The 16,424-nt window shown below is 72.1% G+C and carries 19 protein-coding genes and 1 riboswitch; of the genes, 15 read left to right on the top strand and 4 right to left on the bottom strand.

What is annotated here, in order from left to right:
• The first annotated feature begins 69 nt into the window (after nucleotides 1-69).
• The 10 genes from ACFFQA_RS08470 to ACFFQA_RS08425 all read left to right on the top strand — a co-directional run bounded on the left by ACFFQA_RS08470 (nucleotide 70) and on the right by ACFFQA_RS08425 (nucleotide 6,508).
• The gene (locus tag ACFFQA_RS08470; RefSeq protein ID WP_377851129.1) at nucleotides 70-747 is read left to right on the top strand and encodes a hypothetical protein; all 678 of its coding nucleotides are present in this window, start codon (nucleotides 70-72) and stop codon (nucleotides 745-747) included.
• A 322-nt stretch (nucleotides 748-1,069) separates the two neighbouring features.
• Entirely contained in the window at nucleotides 1,070-1,294 is a 225-nt protein-coding gene (locus ACFFQA_RS08465; RefSeq protein ID WP_377851128.1) for a hypothetical protein, read from the top strand.
• A gap of 173 nt (nucleotides 1,295-1,467) precedes the next feature.
• Nucleotides 1,468-2,100 carry a cardiolipin synthase ClsA gene (clsA, locus tag ACFFQA_RS08460; protein ID WP_377851127.1) on the top strand — a complete coding sequence of 211 codons (633 nt, stop codon included), beginning with the start codon at nucleotides 1,468-1,470 and terminating at the stop codon, nucleotides 2,098-2,100.
• Complete coding sequence (locus ACFFQA_RS08455; RefSeq protein ID WP_377851126.1) at nucleotides 2,093-3,043, top strand: DUF881 domain-containing protein; 951 nt, start codon at nucleotides 2,093-2,095, stop codon at nucleotides 3,041-3,043. Before clsA ends, ACFFQA_RS08455 begins: the two co-directional genes overlap by 8 nt.
• Nucleotides 3,040-3,372 carry a small basic family protein gene (locus ACFFQA_RS08450; RefSeq protein ID WP_377851125.1) on the top strand — a complete coding sequence of 111 codons (333 nt, stop codon included), beginning with the start codon at nucleotides 3,040-3,042 and terminating at the stop codon, nucleotides 3,370-3,372. The genes ACFFQA_RS08455 and ACFFQA_RS08450 overlap by 4 nt, the downstream gene beginning before the upstream one ends.
• Nucleotides 3,373-3,375: 3 nt before the next feature.
• Entirely contained in the window at nucleotides 3,376-4,083 is a 708-nt protein-coding gene (locus tag ACFFQA_RS08445) for a DUF881 domain-containing protein (RefSeq protein ID WP_377851124.1), read from the top strand.
• Between the two features lie 44 nt (nucleotides 4,084-4,127).
• Nucleotides 4,128-4,511 (top strand): glycine cleavage system protein GcvH, encoded by a 384-nt coding sequence (gcvH, locus tag ACFFQA_RS08440; protein ID WP_377851123.1) that lies wholly within the window; start codon nucleotides 4,128-4,130, stop codon nucleotides 4,509-4,511.
• Between the two features lie 130 nt (nucleotides 4,512-4,641).
• The gene (gene garA / locus ACFFQA_RS08435; protein WP_377851122.1) at nucleotides 4,642-5,094 is read left to right on the top strand and encodes a glycogen accumulation regulator GarA; all 453 of its coding nucleotides are present in this window, start codon (nucleotides 4,642-4,644) and stop codon (nucleotides 5,092-5,094) included.
• A 13-nt stretch (nucleotides 5,095-5,107) separates the two neighbouring features.
• On the top strand, nucleotides 5,108-5,854 hold the full coding sequence (gene ftsR / locus ACFFQA_RS08430; RefSeq protein WP_377851121.1) for a transcriptional regulator FtsR: 747 nt from the start codon (nucleotides 5,108-5,110) through the stop codon (nucleotides 5,852-5,854).
• A 180-nt stretch (nucleotides 5,855-6,034) separates the two neighbouring features.
• Nucleotides 6,035-6,508 (top strand): bifunctional nuclease family protein, encoded by a 474-nt coding sequence (locus ACFFQA_RS08425; RefSeq protein WP_030429529.1) that lies wholly within the window; start codon nucleotides 6,035-6,037, stop codon nucleotides 6,506-6,508.
• A gap of 12 nt (nucleotides 6,509-6,520) precedes the next feature.
• On the opposite strand, the gene ACFFQA_RS08420 is transcribed toward ACFFQA_RS08425, so the two are convergent.
• Nucleotides 6,521-7,228 carry an alpha/beta fold hydrolase gene (locus ACFFQA_RS08420; RefSeq protein ID WP_377851120.1) on the bottom strand — a complete coding sequence of 236 codons (708 nt, stop codon included), beginning with the start codon at nucleotides 7,226-7,228 and terminating at the stop codon, nucleotides 6,521-6,523.
• 428 nt (nucleotides 7,229-7,656) lie between these two features.
• Here ACFFQA_RS08420 and ACFFQA_RS08415 point away from each other — a divergent pair, with 428 nt between their 5' ends.
• The 3 genes from ACFFQA_RS08415 to ACFFQA_RS08405 all read left to right on the top strand — a co-directional run bounded on the left by ACFFQA_RS08415 (nucleotide 7,657) and on the right by ACFFQA_RS08405 (nucleotide 12,803).
• Nucleotides 7,657-8,160: a MerR family transcriptional regulator gene (locus tag ACFFQA_RS08415; RefSeq protein ID WP_377851119.1), complete on the top strand. Its 504-nt coding sequence runs from the start codon at nucleotides 7,657-7,659 to the stop codon at nucleotides 8,158-8,160.
• Between the two features lie 119 nt (nucleotides 8,161-8,279).
• Nucleotides 8,280-8,392: riboswitch (glycine riboswitch) on the top strand.
• Nucleotides 8,393-8,575: 183 nt separating this feature from the next.
• Entirely contained in the window at nucleotides 8,576-11,473 is a 2,898-nt protein-coding gene (gene gcvP, locus ACFFQA_RS08410; protein WP_377851118.1) for an aminomethyl-transferring glycine dehydrogenase, read from the top strand.
• Nucleotides 11,474-11,612: 139 nt separating this feature from the next.
• Nucleotides 11,613-12,803 carry an MFS transporter gene (locus tag ACFFQA_RS08405; protein ID WP_377851117.1) on the top strand — a complete coding sequence of 397 codons (1,191 nt, stop codon included), beginning with the start codon at nucleotides 11,613-11,615 and terminating at the stop codon, nucleotides 12,801-12,803.
• Here ACFFQA_RS08405 and ACFFQA_RS08400 read toward each other — a convergent pair.
• The 3 genes from ACFFQA_RS08400 to ACFFQA_RS08390 all read right to left on the bottom strand — a co-directional run bounded on the left by ACFFQA_RS08400 (nucleotide 12,797) and on the right by ACFFQA_RS08390 (nucleotide 15,275).
• Complete coding sequence (locus tag ACFFQA_RS08400) at nucleotides 12,797-13,528, bottom strand: nucleotidyltransferase domain-containing protein (protein ID WP_377851116.1); 732 nt, start codon at nucleotides 13,526-13,528, stop codon at nucleotides 12,797-12,799. The genes ACFFQA_RS08405 and ACFFQA_RS08400 overlap by 7 nt on opposite strands.
• A gap of 69 nt (nucleotides 13,529-13,597) precedes the next feature.
• Nucleotides 13,598-14,410 (bottom strand): amidohydrolase family protein, encoded by an 813-nt coding sequence (locus ACFFQA_RS08395; RefSeq protein WP_377851115.1) that lies wholly within the window; start codon nucleotides 14,408-14,410, stop codon nucleotides 13,598-13,600.
• Between the two features lie 28 nt (nucleotides 14,411-14,438).
• Nucleotides 14,439-15,275, bottom strand: coding sequence for a serine protease (locus ACFFQA_RS08390; protein WP_377851114.1), 837 nt, complete (start codon nucleotides 15,273-15,275; stop codon nucleotides 14,439-14,441).
• 119 nt (nucleotides 15,276-15,394) lie between these two features.
• Between ACFFQA_RS08390 and ACFFQA_RS08385 the strand changes: the two genes are divergently transcribed.
• Both ACFFQA_RS08385 and ACFFQA_RS08380 read left to right on the top strand, forming a co-directional pair.
• Nucleotides 15,395-15,946 (top strand): MarR family winged helix-turn-helix transcriptional regulator, encoded by a 552-nt coding sequence (locus ACFFQA_RS08385; protein ID WP_377851113.1) that lies wholly within the window; start codon nucleotides 15,395-15,397, stop codon nucleotides 15,944-15,946.
• 40 nt (nucleotides 15,947-15,986) lie between these two features.
• Entirely contained in the window at nucleotides 15,987-16,391 is a 405-nt protein-coding gene (locus ACFFQA_RS08380) for an NUDIX domain-containing protein (RefSeq protein ID WP_377851112.1), read from the top strand.
• Nucleotides 16,392-16,424 lie beyond the last annotated feature (33 nt).

Raw genomic sequence — 16,424 nt, 5'->3', positions numbered from 1 at the left:
CCGTTCGGGGGTCGAACCCCGCGTGGTGCCGTTCCCGGCACTTTTATGCCCAGCCGTGAGGAGTCTCCAGTGCCCACGACCGCCTTCCGCCCCCGGCACACGGGGTCCCTGGTCGCTCTCACCGCCGCCGCGCTCGTCCTGACCGGCTGCGCCTCCGCCCAGGTGGGCGAGCCGGTCGCCATGCCCGGCCCGCCGCCGACGAGCGCCAAGCCGACCAGCACCTCGCGCACCCCGACCCCGACCGAGCCCGCTGGCAAGGCGACCAAGCCGCTCACCCCCGCGGGCGCCGCGCTCAAGTTCGGCGAGGAGGGGGTGGTCGAGTTCGAGTCCGGCTCGAAGGTCTACACCGTCGGCGTCAGCCCGACGAAGGTCGAGAAGGGCAGCTTCGAGGAGCTCGCCTCCGCCGGGCTGAAGATCGAGGAGAAGACCTCGGCGGGCAAGGTGCCCTACTACGTCAACTACAAGATGGTGAACCGGATGGAGGGCTCGGTCAGCAGCATGACCACCCCGTCCCGGTTCGGCGTGCTGGACAAGGCGGGCAGGGCGGGAAGCCGCATCCTCGTGCTCGGCGTCGGCAGCCGCCTCAAGCTCGACAAGTGCGCCATGCCCACCGTGCCGCGCGACTGGAGCACCGACCAGGAGTACACCGGCTGCGACATCCACCTGCTGCCCGAGGGCCAGGAGGTCGCCTCCGTGCTGTACCGGCTGGAAGGCAGCGGCAAGACCCCCATCGCCTGGACCGCCTGAGCCGCGGTCGCTCGCCCGCGACGAGCGGGCGTTCGGCCGCGCTGATCGGTCCGGCCGAACGCCCACCCACGCCGTCCGGCAGCTGGTCATCGGTGAACGGCGCTCCTCCAGGTATCCGTGTGACCGTCGCGACTTTTCGCGCGCTGCTGCTGGGCGACGCGCTTCGTCCGGTGGGCGCTGCCAGGCGGAAAACGCGGTCCCGCCGTTCCCGGCCGGTCCACAATTCGTGTGTCGCTGCTAACACCTCCACGGTGACGGCCGACACCACCAGGGACCCACAGGCACCCACCAGGGAGCCCGTCACCCAAGGAGCAAGTCCGCCATGAGCGCCGAGTCAGCCACCGCGATCGCCGACGACCCGGTCACAACCAGGGGTGCCAGCCTGCCCACCGCGCCGTGCAGCGTGGTCTGGAGCGGCGGTCACGCCTACGTCCTCGAAGGCGGTCACGGCCGCAGCCGCTGGGTCGGTGTCGACGACCGCGGCCGTCCCACCCTGATGAGCCACGCCGACCTGCAGCGCCGCGGCTGGAGCCGCACCCGCCTGTAAGCAGGCATCCGGCGCGCCAGCGGCCTCCCGCGCCGCGCGTCCCGCCGTGTGGCAGGCTTGCCGCCGCGGGACGACCTCATGCTCGGCCCCGCGAAGCGGGTCCCGGCGAACGCGGCGCGCCGCCCCCGTTCTCCACCGTTGCGCCGCGCTGCACCAGCGGTGAGGAGTCCAGGGTGGGACGCGAAGCGGTGACCGCGGGCCCCGAGCACGGGGACCTGCCCCAGTCCGACCGCGTCTGGACCATCCCGAACATCCTCAGCATGCTCCGCCTCGCGGGCGTGCCGCTGTTCCTGTGGCTGCTCCTCGGGCCGCGGGAGGACCTGCTCGCGATCATCGTGCTCGCCGTCGGCGGTTTCACCGACTGGCTCGACGGCAAGCTCGCGCGCTGGCTGAACCAGGGCAGCAAGCTCGGTGCGATGCTCGACCCCGCCGCCGACCGGCTCTACATCCTGGCGACGCTGATCGCCTTCGGCATCCGCGAGATCCTGCCGTGGTGGGTGATCGCCGTGCTGGTCGGCAGGGAGCTGGTGCTCGGGCTGAGCCTGCTGGTGCTGCGCCGGTACGGCTACGGGGCCTTCGAGGTGCACTACACCGGCAAGGCCGCCACCTTCGTGCTGCTCTACGCCTTCCCGTTCCTGCTGGCCGCCGACGGCACGTCGCTGGCCGCGGAGATCGCCAGGCCGATCGCCTACGGCTTCACCATCTGGGGCGTGCTGCTCTACCTGTGGGCGGGCGTGCTCTACCTGGTCCAGCTGGCCGCCGCGATCCGCAAGGGCAAGGTCGGAGGGGCGCTCGGCGGTGCCTGACGCCCAGCGGCCGCCGGGGTCGGAGCGCCCGCGCTACGACCTGAGCAGCTCGCTGCTGCGCCAGCTCCTCGGCGACCACCTGGACTCCGGTTACGCCGCCGCGCACCGCAGGCGGGCCGGTCAGCCCGTGCCGTGGCTGGCCCAGCGCGTGTGGTTCGCCGTTGGCGCGCTGCTGCTCGGCTCCGTGCTGGGCGTGGCGGCGGTCAACGCCGCCGAGCGCCAGCCGGGCGCGGAGGAGACCAAGCGCGGCCTCGTCGCGGGCGTGCGCGCCGAGCGGGCCGACACCGAGGAGCTCGCCCGCCGCGCGGCGGAGCTGGCCAAGCGGCTCGACGAGGCGCGCACCGCCGCGCTCGCCGGGGACGGCCAGGGCCGCGCCGTGCTCGACGAGCTCGCCCGCCTCGAACGCGCCACCGCCGCCGTCGCGGTCACCGGGCCCGGCCTGCGGGTGACCGTCGGCGACCCGCCGGAGCGGCGCGGCACCCGCTCGCGGGAGAACATCCTCGACCGCGACCTCCAGCTGCTGGTCAACTCGCTGTGGGCGAGCGGGGCCGAGGCGGTCGCGGTCGGCGGCCACCGGCTCCAGCCCCGCGCGACGGTGCGCCAGGCGGGCGGCATGCTGGTGGACAACCGCCCGGTCAGCCAGCCCTACGTGCTGGAGGCGATCGGCAACCCCGAAGAGCTGGAGACCCGCTTCGTCGGCAGCGACGGCCACGGCCGCTTCGCCACCTTCACCCAGCTCTACGGCACCACCTTCGCCGTCGAGCGCGTCGCCGAGCTGCGCCTGCCCGCCGCGACCGCCGCCGAGCCGAGGATCGCCGTGGCCCCGGCCGCGCCGATCGCCCCGCCCGGTGTCCCGCCCACCGCCCCGCCCGGTGTCTCACCCACCGCCCCGCCCCGTGTCCCACCCGCCGCCCCACCCAGCACCACGGGAGGTAACCGGTGATCGGCGTGATCGCCCTCGCCGTCGGAGTCGTGCTCGGCCTGTGGCTGGACCCGACCGTGCCCGACTGGGTCCAGCCCTACCTGCCGATCGCCGTTGTGGCCGCGCTGGACGCGGTCCTCGGCGGTCTGCGGGCCCGGCTGGACGGCATCTTCGACGCCAAGGTCTTCGTGGTCTCCTTCGTCTCGAACGTGCTGGTCGCCGCGCTGATCGTGCTGCTCGGCGACGAGCTCGGCGTCGGTGGCCAGCTGTCAACGGCGGTGGTGGTCGTCTTCGGCATCCGGATCTTCGGCAACGCGTCGGCGATCCGCAGGCACCTGTTCAAGGCCTGAGCCGTGACCGGGTCGGAACGGGAGCGCGCGCCGCAGCACCGGCTGCTCTCCGGCGCGCTGATCGCGGTGCTGTGCCTCGCGCTGGGCGTGGCGCTGGTCACCCAGGTGCGCCGGACCAGGGCCGGGGACACCCTCGCCGACCAGCGGCCGCAGGACCTCGTCGTGCTGCTGGACGGGCTGCGCCAGCGGGAGGCCGCGCTGCACAAGGAGATCGCCGACTCCGAGGCCACACTGCGGCGGTTGCGCGAGAGCGGGGCGGGCTCAACGGCGGCGCTGGAGGAGGCCAGGCGCAAGGCCACGGCGCTCGGCGTGCTGGCCGGGACCGTGCCCGCCACCGGGCCCGGCGTTCGGGTGGAGATCACCGACCCCCGGGGCAAGGTCGGGCCGGAGACGCTGCTGGACGCGCTGCAGGAGCTGCGCGCGGCCGGAGCCGAGGCGGTGCAGGTCGCTGGGGTGCGGATCGGCGTCGACTCGGCGTTCACCGGCGCCGCGGGGCGCATTCGTTTGGATTCGGTGGACCTGTCGGCGCCCTACGTGATCGTCGCTGTCGGTGACCCCCCTACGCTTGCACAAGCGCTGAACATCCCCGGCGGCGTCGTGGACTCCGTGGAAAGGGCCGGTGGTGGCTCCCGTGTCGTGCAGAGCGACCGTGTGGAGATCACCGCCTTGCGGCCCGAGCGGAGCCACAAATACGCTCGCCCGGCCGGTTGACAGTCGCGAGCCGGTTTGCGTACGGGACGGGAGGAGAACGCTCGGTGGTTCCCGAGGACTTGAGGTACACAGAGCAGCACGAGTGGATCGCCCGCACGGGTGAGGGCGTCGTGCGGATCGGCATCACCGACTTCGCCCAGCAGCAGCTGGGTGACGTGGTCTTCGTGCAGTTGCCCGAGGTCGGCAAGAAGGTCGCGGCCGAGGACGTGCTCGGCGAGGTGGAGTCCACCAAGAGCGTCTCGGACATCTACGCCCCGCTCGCCGGCGAGGTCGTCACGATCAACGAGGCCGTGGTGACCGCTCCGGAGACCATCAACACCGACGCCTACGGCGATGGCTGGCTGGTGGAGCTCAAGCTCGACGACCCGTCCGCGGTCGACGGGCTGCTCGACGCGGCCGGGTACCGTGGGAAGATCAACGAAGGCTGATCGGCGAAGCGTGATAGCGATCTTTCGACGGCTGTTCGGCAAGCGGAGGAGCCACACCGGGCCAGGCGAGAGCGGCACGGTAGGTTTGACCGACACTTCGCAGGATTCATCCAGGACGAGGAGAGCTCAGGTGAGCCAGAACGACGGGCCCGGCGGCGTCCCGCCGGAGCGGGCGCCGGAACAGACTTCGGTCTTCCGCGCCGACTTCCTCGCTGACGTTGAGGGCGCCGAGGCGCCTCCTGCGCCCGAACCCGCGGTCTCGGGTGTCGAAGCCCTGCCTGCCGGTTCGGCGCTGCTGGTGGTCAAGCGCGGTCCCAACGCGGGCTCGCGGTTCCTGCTCGACCGGGACACCACCAGCGCGGGACGGCACCCCGACAGCGACATCTTCCTCGACGACGTCACGGTCTCCCGGCGGCACGCGGAGTTCCGCCGTGAGGGCGCGGACTTCGTCGTGGTCGACGTGGGCAGCCTCAACGGCACCTACGTGAACCGGGCCCCGGTGGACACCGCGGTGCTGGCCAACGGCGACGAGGTGCAGATCGGCAAGTTCAGGCTCGTCTTCCTGACGGGTCCGAACAGCTGAGGGCACGTCCACGATGACGGCGGCGGCCGGACGGTCCCACGGGGGTGGCTCGAGCATCGGAGCGGTGCTCGCGCAGCTCCGGTCCGAGTTCCCAGAGGTGACGATCTCCAAGATCCGATTCCTGGAGTCGGAGGGGCTGGTCCGTCCGGCGCGCACGTCCTCCGGCTACCGCCAGTTCTCCGCCGCCGACATCGAGCGGCTGCGGTTCGTCCTTGTCGCGCAACGGGATCACTACCTGCCGTTGAAGGTGATCAAGGAGCAGCTGGACGCGGCGGACCGGGGGGCCGACCCCGAGTCGGCCACCGCCGCACCGCTGTCGGTGGTGCCGAGGGTGCCCGCGGCGGAGGACTCCCCAGCGCAGCCCGTCGAGCTCGGCGCCGAGGCGCGGCAGCGCAGGCTGACCAGGGAGGAGTTCCTCGACGCCGCCGGTGTCGGGGAGGCCCTGCTCGGTGAGCTGGAGCAGTACGGGCTGGTCCGTCCGGGCGCGGCGGGCTTCTACGACCCGGAAGCGGTGCTGATCGCGCGGACGGCCAAGGCGATGACCGACTTCGGCATCGAGCCGAGGCACCTGCGCGCGTTCCGCTCCTCGGCCGACCGCGAGGTCGGGCTGCTGGAGCAGATCGTGGCCCCCGTGCTGCGCCAGCGGGACCCGCAGGCGCGGGAACGGGCCGAGGAAATACTGGGCAGGCTCGCCGCGTTGTCGGTGACACTGCACACGATGTTGGTCAAGGTCGGCCTGCGCGCCGTCGCGGGCCCCTGAGGCCGGGTGGCGCCCAGGACTTCGAAAACATGTGCCAGGAAAGGTAAATCCTGGTGGTCAAGGGGATCAACGGACAAGCGTGCCAGCCATATCGCGGGTAGCGTCGGCGGCACCGGTGCGGGATCCTCGGGCGGGCGAGGGTTTTTCAGACGTGGAGAGCACTGGAGGAGGCGAGATCCGATGAGCGAGATGCGCGTCGTCGGGGTGCGGGTCGAACTGCCCCACAACCAGCCGATCCTGCTGCTGCGCGAGACCGAGGGCGATCGGTACCTGCCGATCTGGATCGGCTCGGTGGAGGCCACCGCCATCGCACTGGAGCAGCAGGGGGTGCGGCCGGCGCGGCCGCTGACCCACGACCTGCTCAAGGATGTGATCGGCGCGCTCGGCCGTGAGCTGGAGCAGGTGCGGATCACCGACCTGCAGGAGGGCACCTTCTTCGCCGAGCTGGTCTTCGACGGGGACCTGCGGGTCTCCGCGCGGCCGAGCGACTCGGTGGCGCTGGCCCTGCGGATCGGCGTGCCGATCCACGCCGAGGAGTCGGTGCTCGCCGAGGCGGGCCTGGTCATCCCGGACGAGCAGGAGGACGAGGTGGAGAAGTTCCGCGAGTTCCTCGACAACGTCTCCCCGGAGGACTTCGCCGCTCCCGAGAGCTGAGCGGGACCGGCCTCAGCCCCTCCGGGCGAGGAACGACAGGACCCGGTCCGCGAAGGCCTCGGGGCGGCGCAGGGGCAGGAAGTGGTCGGCCCCGGTGAGCACCTCCGTGGTCACCGAGGGCAGTCGGTCGGCAAGGGTCGCCGCCATCGCGGTGATCTCCGGCCGGTCCTGGTCCCCGCGCACCACCAACGTCGCACCACGCAGATCCGCCAGCCGGTCGAGCGCGCTGTCCGCCGCGACGGCCAGCCCGGGAGCGGCCAGCCGCCTGGCGGCGTTGTCCCAGACGATCGAGGAGATCAGCGCTCCGTCCGGGCCCGAGGTGCCCAGGGGCGCCCACAGCCGCAGTTCCAGCTCGGCCAGCTCGCGCGCCCGTCCCGCACGCTGCGCGGCGCGGTAGGCCGCCAGCTCCGGCGAGTCCGGCCACGGATGGCCCGCGACCCCGGGATTGACCAGGACCAGCCCGCTCACCCGCCGGGAGCCGGTGAGCGCGTAGTCGACGGCGGTCTCCGCGCCCATGCTCAACCCGACCAGCGCGACGTCGTCGAGGCCGAAGCGGCCGAGCACGTGGCCGAGGTCGGCGGTGTCGGAGAACGGCGTGGTCGGCGCGGGGGAGTGACCAAGGCCCCGCGCGTCGTAGGCGTGCACGGTGTGCCGCTGGGCGAGGATGGGGGCGACGGCGCGCCACACCCGGAGGTCCATCCCGGCCCCGTGCAGCAGCACGACGGGTGGCCCCGAACCCCACCGTCGAAGATGCAACCAACCATCTGCACATTTCACTCGATGGCTGCTGCCGTCCATCGGATCCTCCCTGCTCTGCGCGCTGACCGGGGTCGTGCCAGGCTAGGCGCGATCTTGCTCCCGCGACCGGATGCCGTCGCGGAGACCGCCGGAGGAACCCTCAACCCAGAGTTGAGGGTTCCTGTTGCCCGCGCGTCGCGTTGACCGCCCCCCTGGCCGGTTCTACCGTCGAGTGCGAGCGAGTCCTTCCGGCGCACTCCGCCGGCGGGGTGCCGCGGCCGGCGGACCGAGGTGGATCGGTCCACACAGCCGGTGACGCCGGTCTGCTGGCCGGCCGAGGGGAGGCAGGCGTGGGCGAACAGGCGCCAATACAGGTGGGCGCTGGCGAGCAGGGCGAACTCTTCCCTGACATGGCCCTGCCTGACGAGATGGTCGGCTACCGAGGTCCCGCGGCGTGCCAGATCGCCGGGATCACCTACCGGCAGCTGGACTACTGGGCCCGCACCGACCTGGTGGTGCCGACCATACGCAGCGCGCACGGCTCCGGCAGCCAGCGGCTGTACTCGTTCAAGGACATCCTGGTGCTCAAGGTGGTCAAGCGGCTGCTGGACACCGGGGTCTCGCTGCAGAACATCAGGGTCGCCGTCGAGCACCTGCGCAGCCGCGGCGTGCAGGACCTGGCCAGGATCACGTTGTTCAGCGACGGCACCACCGTCTACGAGTGCACCTCGCCGGAGGAGGTCGTCGACCTGCTCCAGGGCGGGCAGGGCGTCTTCGGCATCGCGGTCAGCGGCGCCATGCGGGAGATCAGCGGCACCATCCACGCCTTCCCCGCCGAGCGGGCCGACGGAGGCGAATGGCTGCCGGAGACCCCCGACGAGCTCTCCCAGCGCCGCGCCCGCCGCATCGGCTGACCCCGGCGCGGGCGGAGCGCTCCCAGGCGCGACGAGCGGACAGGGCGCGACACGGGGAGCGGGGCGTCACACTTCACCGGAACGGCGCAGCGCGCCAGGTAGGATCCGCGCGTAGTCGCTGATCCCACGCGGGAGAGACCGTGACGGCCGGGTAGTGCACCGGCCGGAGACCGGCGCCGAAGGAGCAACTCCTCCCCGGAACCTCTCAGGCACCCAGGACCGCGTGGGCAGACGCCTCTGGAAAGTGGGCGTGCCCGTGTGTCCCAGCGCGGGCCGAGCCCCGCCGACGGTGCAAGCCCGGAGCCCCGGGCGAAGCTCTCAGGCGCCCGGTCCCGGGCACGGACAGAGGGGGAGGGCCCCACCGGGCAGCCGCCCGGCCGCGCGCCCTGAACCCCTTGCCGGAGGCGAGAGACGCATGACGCAGCCCACCCCCGACCGCATCCCGCTCGCCGCGCTGGAGCACGGCACCCCGTTCGCCGACCGCCACGTCGGTCCCCGGCCCGCCGAGCTGGCCAGGATGCTGGACGTGGTCGGCGTCGGCTCGCTGGAGGAGCTGGCCCAGCGCGCGGTGCCGTCGAGCATCCACGAGCGCGACCTGAGCCTGGACCTGCCCGCCCCGGCCACCGAGGCGCAGGCGCTCGCGGAGCTGCGCGAGCTGGCCGGGCGCAACCGGCTGGCGGTGCAGATGATCGGCCTCGGCTACTACGGCACGATCACCCCGCCGGTGATCCGCCGCAACGTGCTGGAGAGCCCGGCCTGGTACACCGCGTACACGCCGTACCAGCCGGAGATCTCGCAGGGCCGCCTTGAGGCGCTGCTGAACTTCCAGACCATGGTCGCCGACCTGACCGGCATGGACGTGGCCAACGCGTCGATGCTGGACGAGGGCACCGCCGCCGCCGAGGCCATGACGCTGCTGCGCCGCGCGGGCCGCTCGAAGTCGGCGAAGTTCGTCGTGGACGCCGACACCCTGCCGCAGACCCTCGCGGTGGTCGAGACGCGCGCCGAGCCGCTGGGCATCGAGGTCGTCGTCGCCGACCTGTCGCAGGGCATCGAGGGCCTGGGCCTCGGTGGCGACTACTTCGGCGTGCTGCTGTCCTACCCGGGTGCTTCCGGCGTGGTGCGCGACCACACCTCGGTCATCGAGGAGGCGCACGCGCAGGGCGCGCTCGTCGCCGTCGCCGCCGACCTGCTGGCGCTGACGCTGCTGCGCGCTCCGGGCGAGCAGGGCGCGGACGTCGTCGTCGGCACCTCGCAGCGCTTCGGCGTCCCGATGGGCTTCGGCGGCCCGCACGCCGGCTACATGGCCGTCCGCAAGGGGCTTGAGCGCCAGCTGCCCGGCCGCCTGGTCGGGGTGAGCGTGGACGCCGACGGCAATCCGGCCTACCGCCTGGCCCTGCAGACCCGCGAGCAGCACATCCGCCGGGAGAAGGCCACCAGCAACATCTGCACGGCGCAGGTGCTGCTCGCGGTGATCGCGTCGATGTACGCGGTCTACCACGGCCCCGACGGCCTGCGGAACATCGCCACCCGTGCGCACCGGATGGCCACCGTGCTCGCCGCCGGGCTGTGCGAGAACAACGTCGAGGTCGTGCACGGCGAGTTCTTCGACACCGTGCTCGCCAAGGTCCCCGGCCGCGCCGCGGAGATCGTCTCCACCGCCCGCGAGCTCGGTGTGAACCTGCGGCTCGTCGACACCGACCACGTCGGCATCGCCTGCGACGAGACCACCACCCGCGAGCACCTTTCGCTGGTGTGGAAGGCGTTCGGCGTCGTCGTCTCCGACGTGGACGTCCTGGACGCGGACACCGCGGACGCGATCCCCGCCGAGTTCCGGCGCACCTCGGAGTACCTGACCCACCCGGTGTTCCACACGCACCGGTCGGAGACCGCGCTGCTGCGGTACCTGCGCTCGTTGTCGGACAAGGACGTCGCGCTGGACCGCAGCATGATCCCGCTGGGCTCCTGCACCATGAAGCTCAACGCGACCGCCGAGATGGAGCCGATCACCTGGCCCGGCTTCGCCGAGGTGCACCCGTTCGCGCCGATCTCCGACGCCGCCGGCTACACCGGCCTGCTCTCCGACCTGGAGGGCTGGCTGGCCGAGGTCACCGGCTACGACGCGGTGAGCCTGCAGCCCAACGCGGGCAGCCAGGGCGAGTTCGCCGGTCTGCTGGCGATCCGCGCCTACCACCGCAGCCAGGGCCAGCAGGCGCGCGAGGTCTGCCTGATCCCCTCCAGCGCGCACGGAACCAACGCGGCGAGCGCGGTCATGGCGGGCATGCGGGTCGTCGTGGTCCGCTGCGACGACAACGGCAACATCGACATGGACCACCTGCGGTCCACTGTGGACGAACACCGCGACGACCTGTCGGCCATCATGATCACCTACCCGTCCACGCACGGCGTGTACGAGGACACGGTGCGCGAGGTCTGCGCCCTGGTGCACGACGCCGGCGGCCAGGTCTACGTGGACGGAGCGAACCTCAACGCGCTGATCGGCTTGGCGCGCATGGGCAAGTTCGGCTCCGACGTCTCGCACCTGAACCTGCACAAGACCTTCTGCATCCCGCACGGCGGTGGCGGTCCCGGTGTCGGCCCGATCGGCGTGCGCGCGCACCTCGCGCCGTTCCTGCCCAACCACCCGTTGCAGCCCACCGCCGGTCCGGCCACCGGCGTCGGCCCGATCTCGGCGGCCCCGTGGGGCAGCGCGTCGATCCTGCCGATCTCCTGGGCCTACGTGCGGATGATGGGCGGCGACGGCCTTCGCCGGGCCACCCTGACCGCGGTCGCGGCGGCCAACTACGTGGCGCGGCGGCTCGACGAGCACTTCCCGGTGCTCTACACCGGTGAGGATGGGTTCGTCGCCCACGAGTGCATCCTCGACCTGCGGCCGATCACCAAGACCACCGGCGTGACCGTGGACGACGTCGCCAAGCGCCTCGCCGACTACGGCATGCACGCGCCGACCATGTCGTTCCCGGTCGCGGGCACGCTGATGGTCGAGCCGACCGAGAGCGAGGACCTTGCGGAGCTGGACCGCTTCTGCGACGCCATGATCTCCATCAAGGCCGAGATCGACCGGGTCGGTTCCGGCGAGTGGCCGGCGGACGACAACCCGCTGCGCAACGCCCCGCACACCGCGGAGTGCCTGACCGGCGAGTGGTCGCACCCGTACACCCGGGCCGAGGCCGTCTACCCGGTCGGCACCGGCGCGCCGAAGATCTGGCCGCCGGTCCGGCGCATCGACGGGGCCAAGGGCGACCGCAACCTGGTCTGCTCCTGCCCGCCGCTGAGCGCCTACGGCGACTGATTCTCCTGGCCGGCTCATGCGGGGAGGGGCTACTCTCCCCGCATGAGCTGGCGACATTGATCCGGTAGCCGAGGTCCCCGAGGACCGCCGGACGCGGCCGTGTGCCCGTGTCCGTGCCCCTCCTCCTGGGAAGACCTCAATGACCGCACCCCCTTCGCGTGCCCGCAGACTGCCCGGCACGTTGTACGCCTACATGTTCACGAGTCACCTCGTGCTGCTCTACCCGGTGTACTCCCTGTTGTTCGTCGACACCGGCCTCTCCGTTCCCGAGATCTCCTCGCTGTTCGTCGTCTGGAGCGTCACGGGGATCGTGCTGGAGGTCCCGTCCGGCGCGTGGGCGGACACCTTCTCCCGCCGGTGGCTGCTCGCGCTCGGCCCGCTGTTCGCCGGGGCGGGCTTCGCGCTCTGGGTGGCTTTCCCGTCGTACTGGGCTTTCCTCGTCGGGTTCGTGCTGTGGGGCGTCGAGAGCGCCTTGACCTCCGGGTCGCTCGAAGCCCTTGTCTACGAAGAGCTTGAGCGCGTCGGCGCCGCTGACCGCTACGCGCGGGTCATGGGCAGGGCGAGGGCTGCGAGCGAGTTCGGGATCGTGACCGCGATGGTCGTCGCCGGACCGGTGCTGGCGCTCGGTGGCTATCACACCGTTGGTATCGCGAGTGTTCTCGCCTGCATGGTGGCGGCGGCGATCGCGTTGTTCTTCCCCGAGCACCGGGAGCGCGCCGATGCCGACGACCAGCCGGGTTACCTCGCCACTCTGCGCGCCGGAGTGCGTGAGGTGCGCGTCGATCCTGCCGTTCGCCGCGCCTTGCTGGTGCTGCCGCTGGTGATGGGGGTGTGGGACGCGCTTGAGGAGTACGTCCCGATGCTCGCGCTGGAGAAGGGGGCGGCACCGACCGCGGTTCCGTGGGTCATGCTGCTGGTGTGGCTGGGCGTGACGTGCGGCGGACTCCTCGCGCCCTTCGGGGAGCGGCTCGGCGCGAAGGGGGTCGCGGGCCTGCTGGTGGTGGGTGCGCTCGCGCTCGCCGCGGGATCGCTGTTCGGCGCGCTCTCCGGCTTTCTCGTCGTGGCGGCGGGATTCTGCGCGTTCCGGCTGGCGAGTGTGGTGATCGACGCGCGCTTGCAGGATGCCATCGCCGGGCCGAGCCGGGCGACGGTGACCTCGTTGGCCGGCCTGGGGTCCGGGGTGCTGACGGTGCTGCTCTACGCGGGCTACGCCGCCGCTTCCGCCGGGATGTCGCACGGCGCGATCTTCGCGATGTTCGCGGCGCCGTACCTGGTACTGGCGGTCGCGCTGGCCGCCGCCGAGGAACGGCGGCCAGCGCGGGTTCAGTAGAGCTCGTCCCACGCCCGGTGGTAGGCGTCGATGAGCCACTTGTCGGCGAGCGCGGTGTCGGGGCGCTCTGGCAGGGACGAGCTGGTGACCAGCCGCGCCAGCTCGTCCTCCAGCCCGGCGGCGATCTCCACCGCCTCGGTGATCTCGTGCCTGCCCAGGCGCAGGTCCACCAGCCAGGTGCGCCACGGTTCGGGCACGGGCAGCGTGATCCGCCCGGTCTCCAGCAGCTCGACGCCCTGCAGACCCAGGCGCACCATGTGCATCGCGTGCTTCACCGCGCGGTCCCCGGTCGCCATCCGCCTGCGCTGCGAGCGCAGGTAGCCGAGGAACTTCTGCCCGGCCTGGCGCGAGACGACCAGCTCCGGCCGCGCCCGCAGCTCCCGGCCGAGGTCGGTGATCCGCACGATCTCGTCCTCGGGAACGAACAACGACAGCAGGACGGTCGGGTTCCCTTGCAGCGCAAGGCGAAGCCACTTCCGCAGCGAGTAGACGACCAGGTCGAGATCACCCGGCCCGGACCGGCTGCCCTCGGGCTGGGTGCGGAAGATGTACTGGTCGAACCGCTGGAGTCCGATGACGTACTCCGGAGGTTCGACGCAGATGCCCATCTCATCGCGGTCGTCGGTCCCGGCGATGGCGGTTCCGTGCACGCCCGACCCCACCTGGCTGAGCAGGATCGTGCCGCGCTCGGCGATCTCGGCGAAGCGGGGTTGGCTGTGTCTCATGGCAGGATTTGTACGCGCCGCAAGCCTTTGCCGCAGCCGAATTTCCTCGTTTGTCCTTTGTGGACGGTGTCAGGACAGTCGGAACAGCCTGCGGGCGTTGCCGGCCAGGAACAGGCCGCGTGCCTCGTCGTCCAGGCCCAGCTCGTCCAGCCGGGCGAGGCAGCGGGCCGGGCTGATCATCGGCCAGTTCGTGCCGAACAGCACCCGGGACCGGCCCCGGCCGCGCAGGAACCCCACCAGGTCGGCGGGCAGGCGGTGCAGGGCGTAGGCCGAGGTGTCCACGTGGAAGTTCGGGTACTTCGTGGCCAGGGACAGGACCTCGTGGATCCACGGGTAGCCGACGTGCCCGCCGACCACCACCAGCTCCGGGAAGTCCAGCAGCACCTCGTCCAGGTACGGGATGGGCCGTCCTGGCTCCGACGGGCACAGCGGGCCGGTGTGGCCGATCTGGGTGCAGAACGGCACGCCGAGCTCCACGCAGGCCACGTACACCGGGTAGTAGCGGCGGTCGTTGGGCGGCAGGTTCCACAGCCACGGCACCACGCGGACGCCGACGAAGCCGAGCTCGGTGACGCAGCGGCGGATCTCGCGGACCGCGCCCATCGGGTCGGTGAGGTCCACCGTGGCCACGCCGCGGAACCGGTCCGGGCGGGCCGCCACCAGCTCGGCGACCTCGTCGTTGGAGATCAGCGAGCCGGTGGGGGCGTGCCAGGCGGACATCAGCGCGAGGCTGATCCCGGCCTCGTCCATGGCGTCCACGGTGGCCTGGACCGGCATCGCCGCCAGGCCCTCCTGGCGGGTCCAGCGCAGCAGCGTCGCCAGCCACGGCGCTGCCATGAAGCGTTCGGTGGGGTGCTGTGACCAGGCGTCGACGATGTCCATCCCGTCAGTGAACCGCACCGGAGGGGGCTCAGGGGTTGGGGATCCCGGGATCGCGTTGCCACCTGCCGGTCCGCGCGGTGCCCTTGATCCAGTCCACGAACGCGGAGACCTTGGTGTACACGGCGGGTCTGCTCTGGTCCCCGCACACCACGCCCCACGACACGGTGCCGACCAGGTACATCCGCCCGGCGATCGCCGCCATCAGCGGTCCGCCGGAGTCGCCCTTGCACACGTCCTTGCCGGGCGCCGCCGCACAGGTCTGCACCCTCGGGTCGAAGGTCAGCCGCAGCAGCGGGTACAGCCGGGTGCAGAGGAGGTCCTGGTTCAGCAGCGGCACCTCCAGCAGCTTCACCGAGGCTTTGCCCTGGTAGGTGGTCATGCCCCAGCCCGAGGCGACCGCGCTGGCGAAGCCGGTGCCCGGCTGGGGCAGCGCGATCGTCTGGATGCGGCGGTCGTTGAGGGGGATCTCCTCGGCCAGCTCGATCATGCCGATGTCGCTGGTGAGCCTGCTCGCCTTGTTGACCTTGGGGTCGACGTACCCGGGATGGCTGACCAGCCGCGACGCCGCCGCGAGTCGGACCGGCTGCCGCCAGTCGTTCGCGCCGAGCGCCACCAGCACGCCGTCGGCCCGCCTGCCGGTCAGGCAGTGCGCCGCGGTCACCACCCACCTGCTGTTGACCAGGGAACCACCGCAGAACTGGGTTCTGCGGCCCGCGTCGATGATCGCGACCATCCACGGGTAGCGGTTCGCCTTGACCTCCGTGCCGCCGACGATCCGTGGCTCCGGGTCGGCGGACGCGGGCGGAGGGGCGGACAGTCCTAGTAGGACGGTCGCCGCGACGAGGACCTGCGCGAGTCGTCGCACGGGAAGCTCCTTTCCTTCACGGGACAGGGCACTTCCCGATCGACCTAACCAAGCGGTGCCGGGGCGCAGAACACCCGTGCGTCGATCGCGTGATCATTTCCGCCCGGGAGGGTGGGCACATGACTGCGGTGCGTGTCCGGACGGCGTACCCCAGCGCCCGCCGGGGTGGTAGACATGGCCCGGTGGGCAACGGGCCGGATGCGGCGGCCGGCGTCGACACGGCGCTGGCCGACGTGGTCGCGCGGCTGCGGCGGGCGATGCGGCGCGCGGCTCGCGGCGCCGACCCCGGCAACACCCTCTCCGTCGCCCAGCTGGAGCTGCTGTCCTGCCTCGCCGAGCACCCCGGTGCCCGGCCCGGTCAGCTGGCGCGGATGCTGAAGCTGGCGCCGAACTCCGTCACCACCCTGGCCAACGGCCTGCGCGCGCGGGGGCTGATCTCGCGCAGCTCCGGCTGCGCCGATCGGCGCACCGTGCACCTGACGCTCACCGAGCCCGGCACGGACGCCGTCACCAGGTGGCACTCGGTCAACGTCGCCGTGCTGAGCGCCGCCGTGGACACGCTGCACCCCGGCTGGCAGCACCTGCTGGCCGCCGCGCTGCCTGCCTTGTCCGAGCTGGCCGGCGCCATCGACGACCTCGCGGAGCGGGGGGCTGACGGGCCGCCGACGTGACCGGTCGTCAGGGTGGACCGGGGTTTGCGAGGATGCACCGGTGACCGACTTCGCGGAGAAGCACCTGGTGTACTGCTGGATCGAGCGCGGTGACGCGGTTCTGTTCATCCGCCGCAGTGCCAAGGGGTTCCTTGGCGGCAGATGGGAGCTACCTGGCGGCACGGTCGAGCCGGGTGAACCGCAGGAGGCCGCCGCGGTCCGCGAGGCCGCGGAGGAGACCGGCCTGTCGGTGCGGGTGGTCGGCGAGCGGAGCAGGCACACCTGGATGGACGTGGAAGGCCGCCCGCTGCGCATCCACGCCCGGGTGTACCGGGTCGCCGACGACGGGCACACCGAGGTCGTGCTCAACCCGGACGAGCACGACGAGTGCGTGTGGCTGCCGCCCGCGCGCGCCGTCGAGCTGGACCTGGTCGACCACGTCCGGGAGTCGCTGACCCAGACCTGACCGGGGGTGTTGCGCGCGGTGTTACGTTGCCCT

This window comes from Allokutzneria oryzae, from assembly GCF_042429765.1.
GTDB lineage: Bacteria > Actinomycetota > Actinomycetes > Mycobacteriales > Pseudonocardiaceae > Allokutzneria > Allokutzneria oryzae.
The sequence above is the reverse complement of the archived record's forward strand: the minus strand, read 5'-3'. Positions and strand labels throughout refer to the sequence as shown.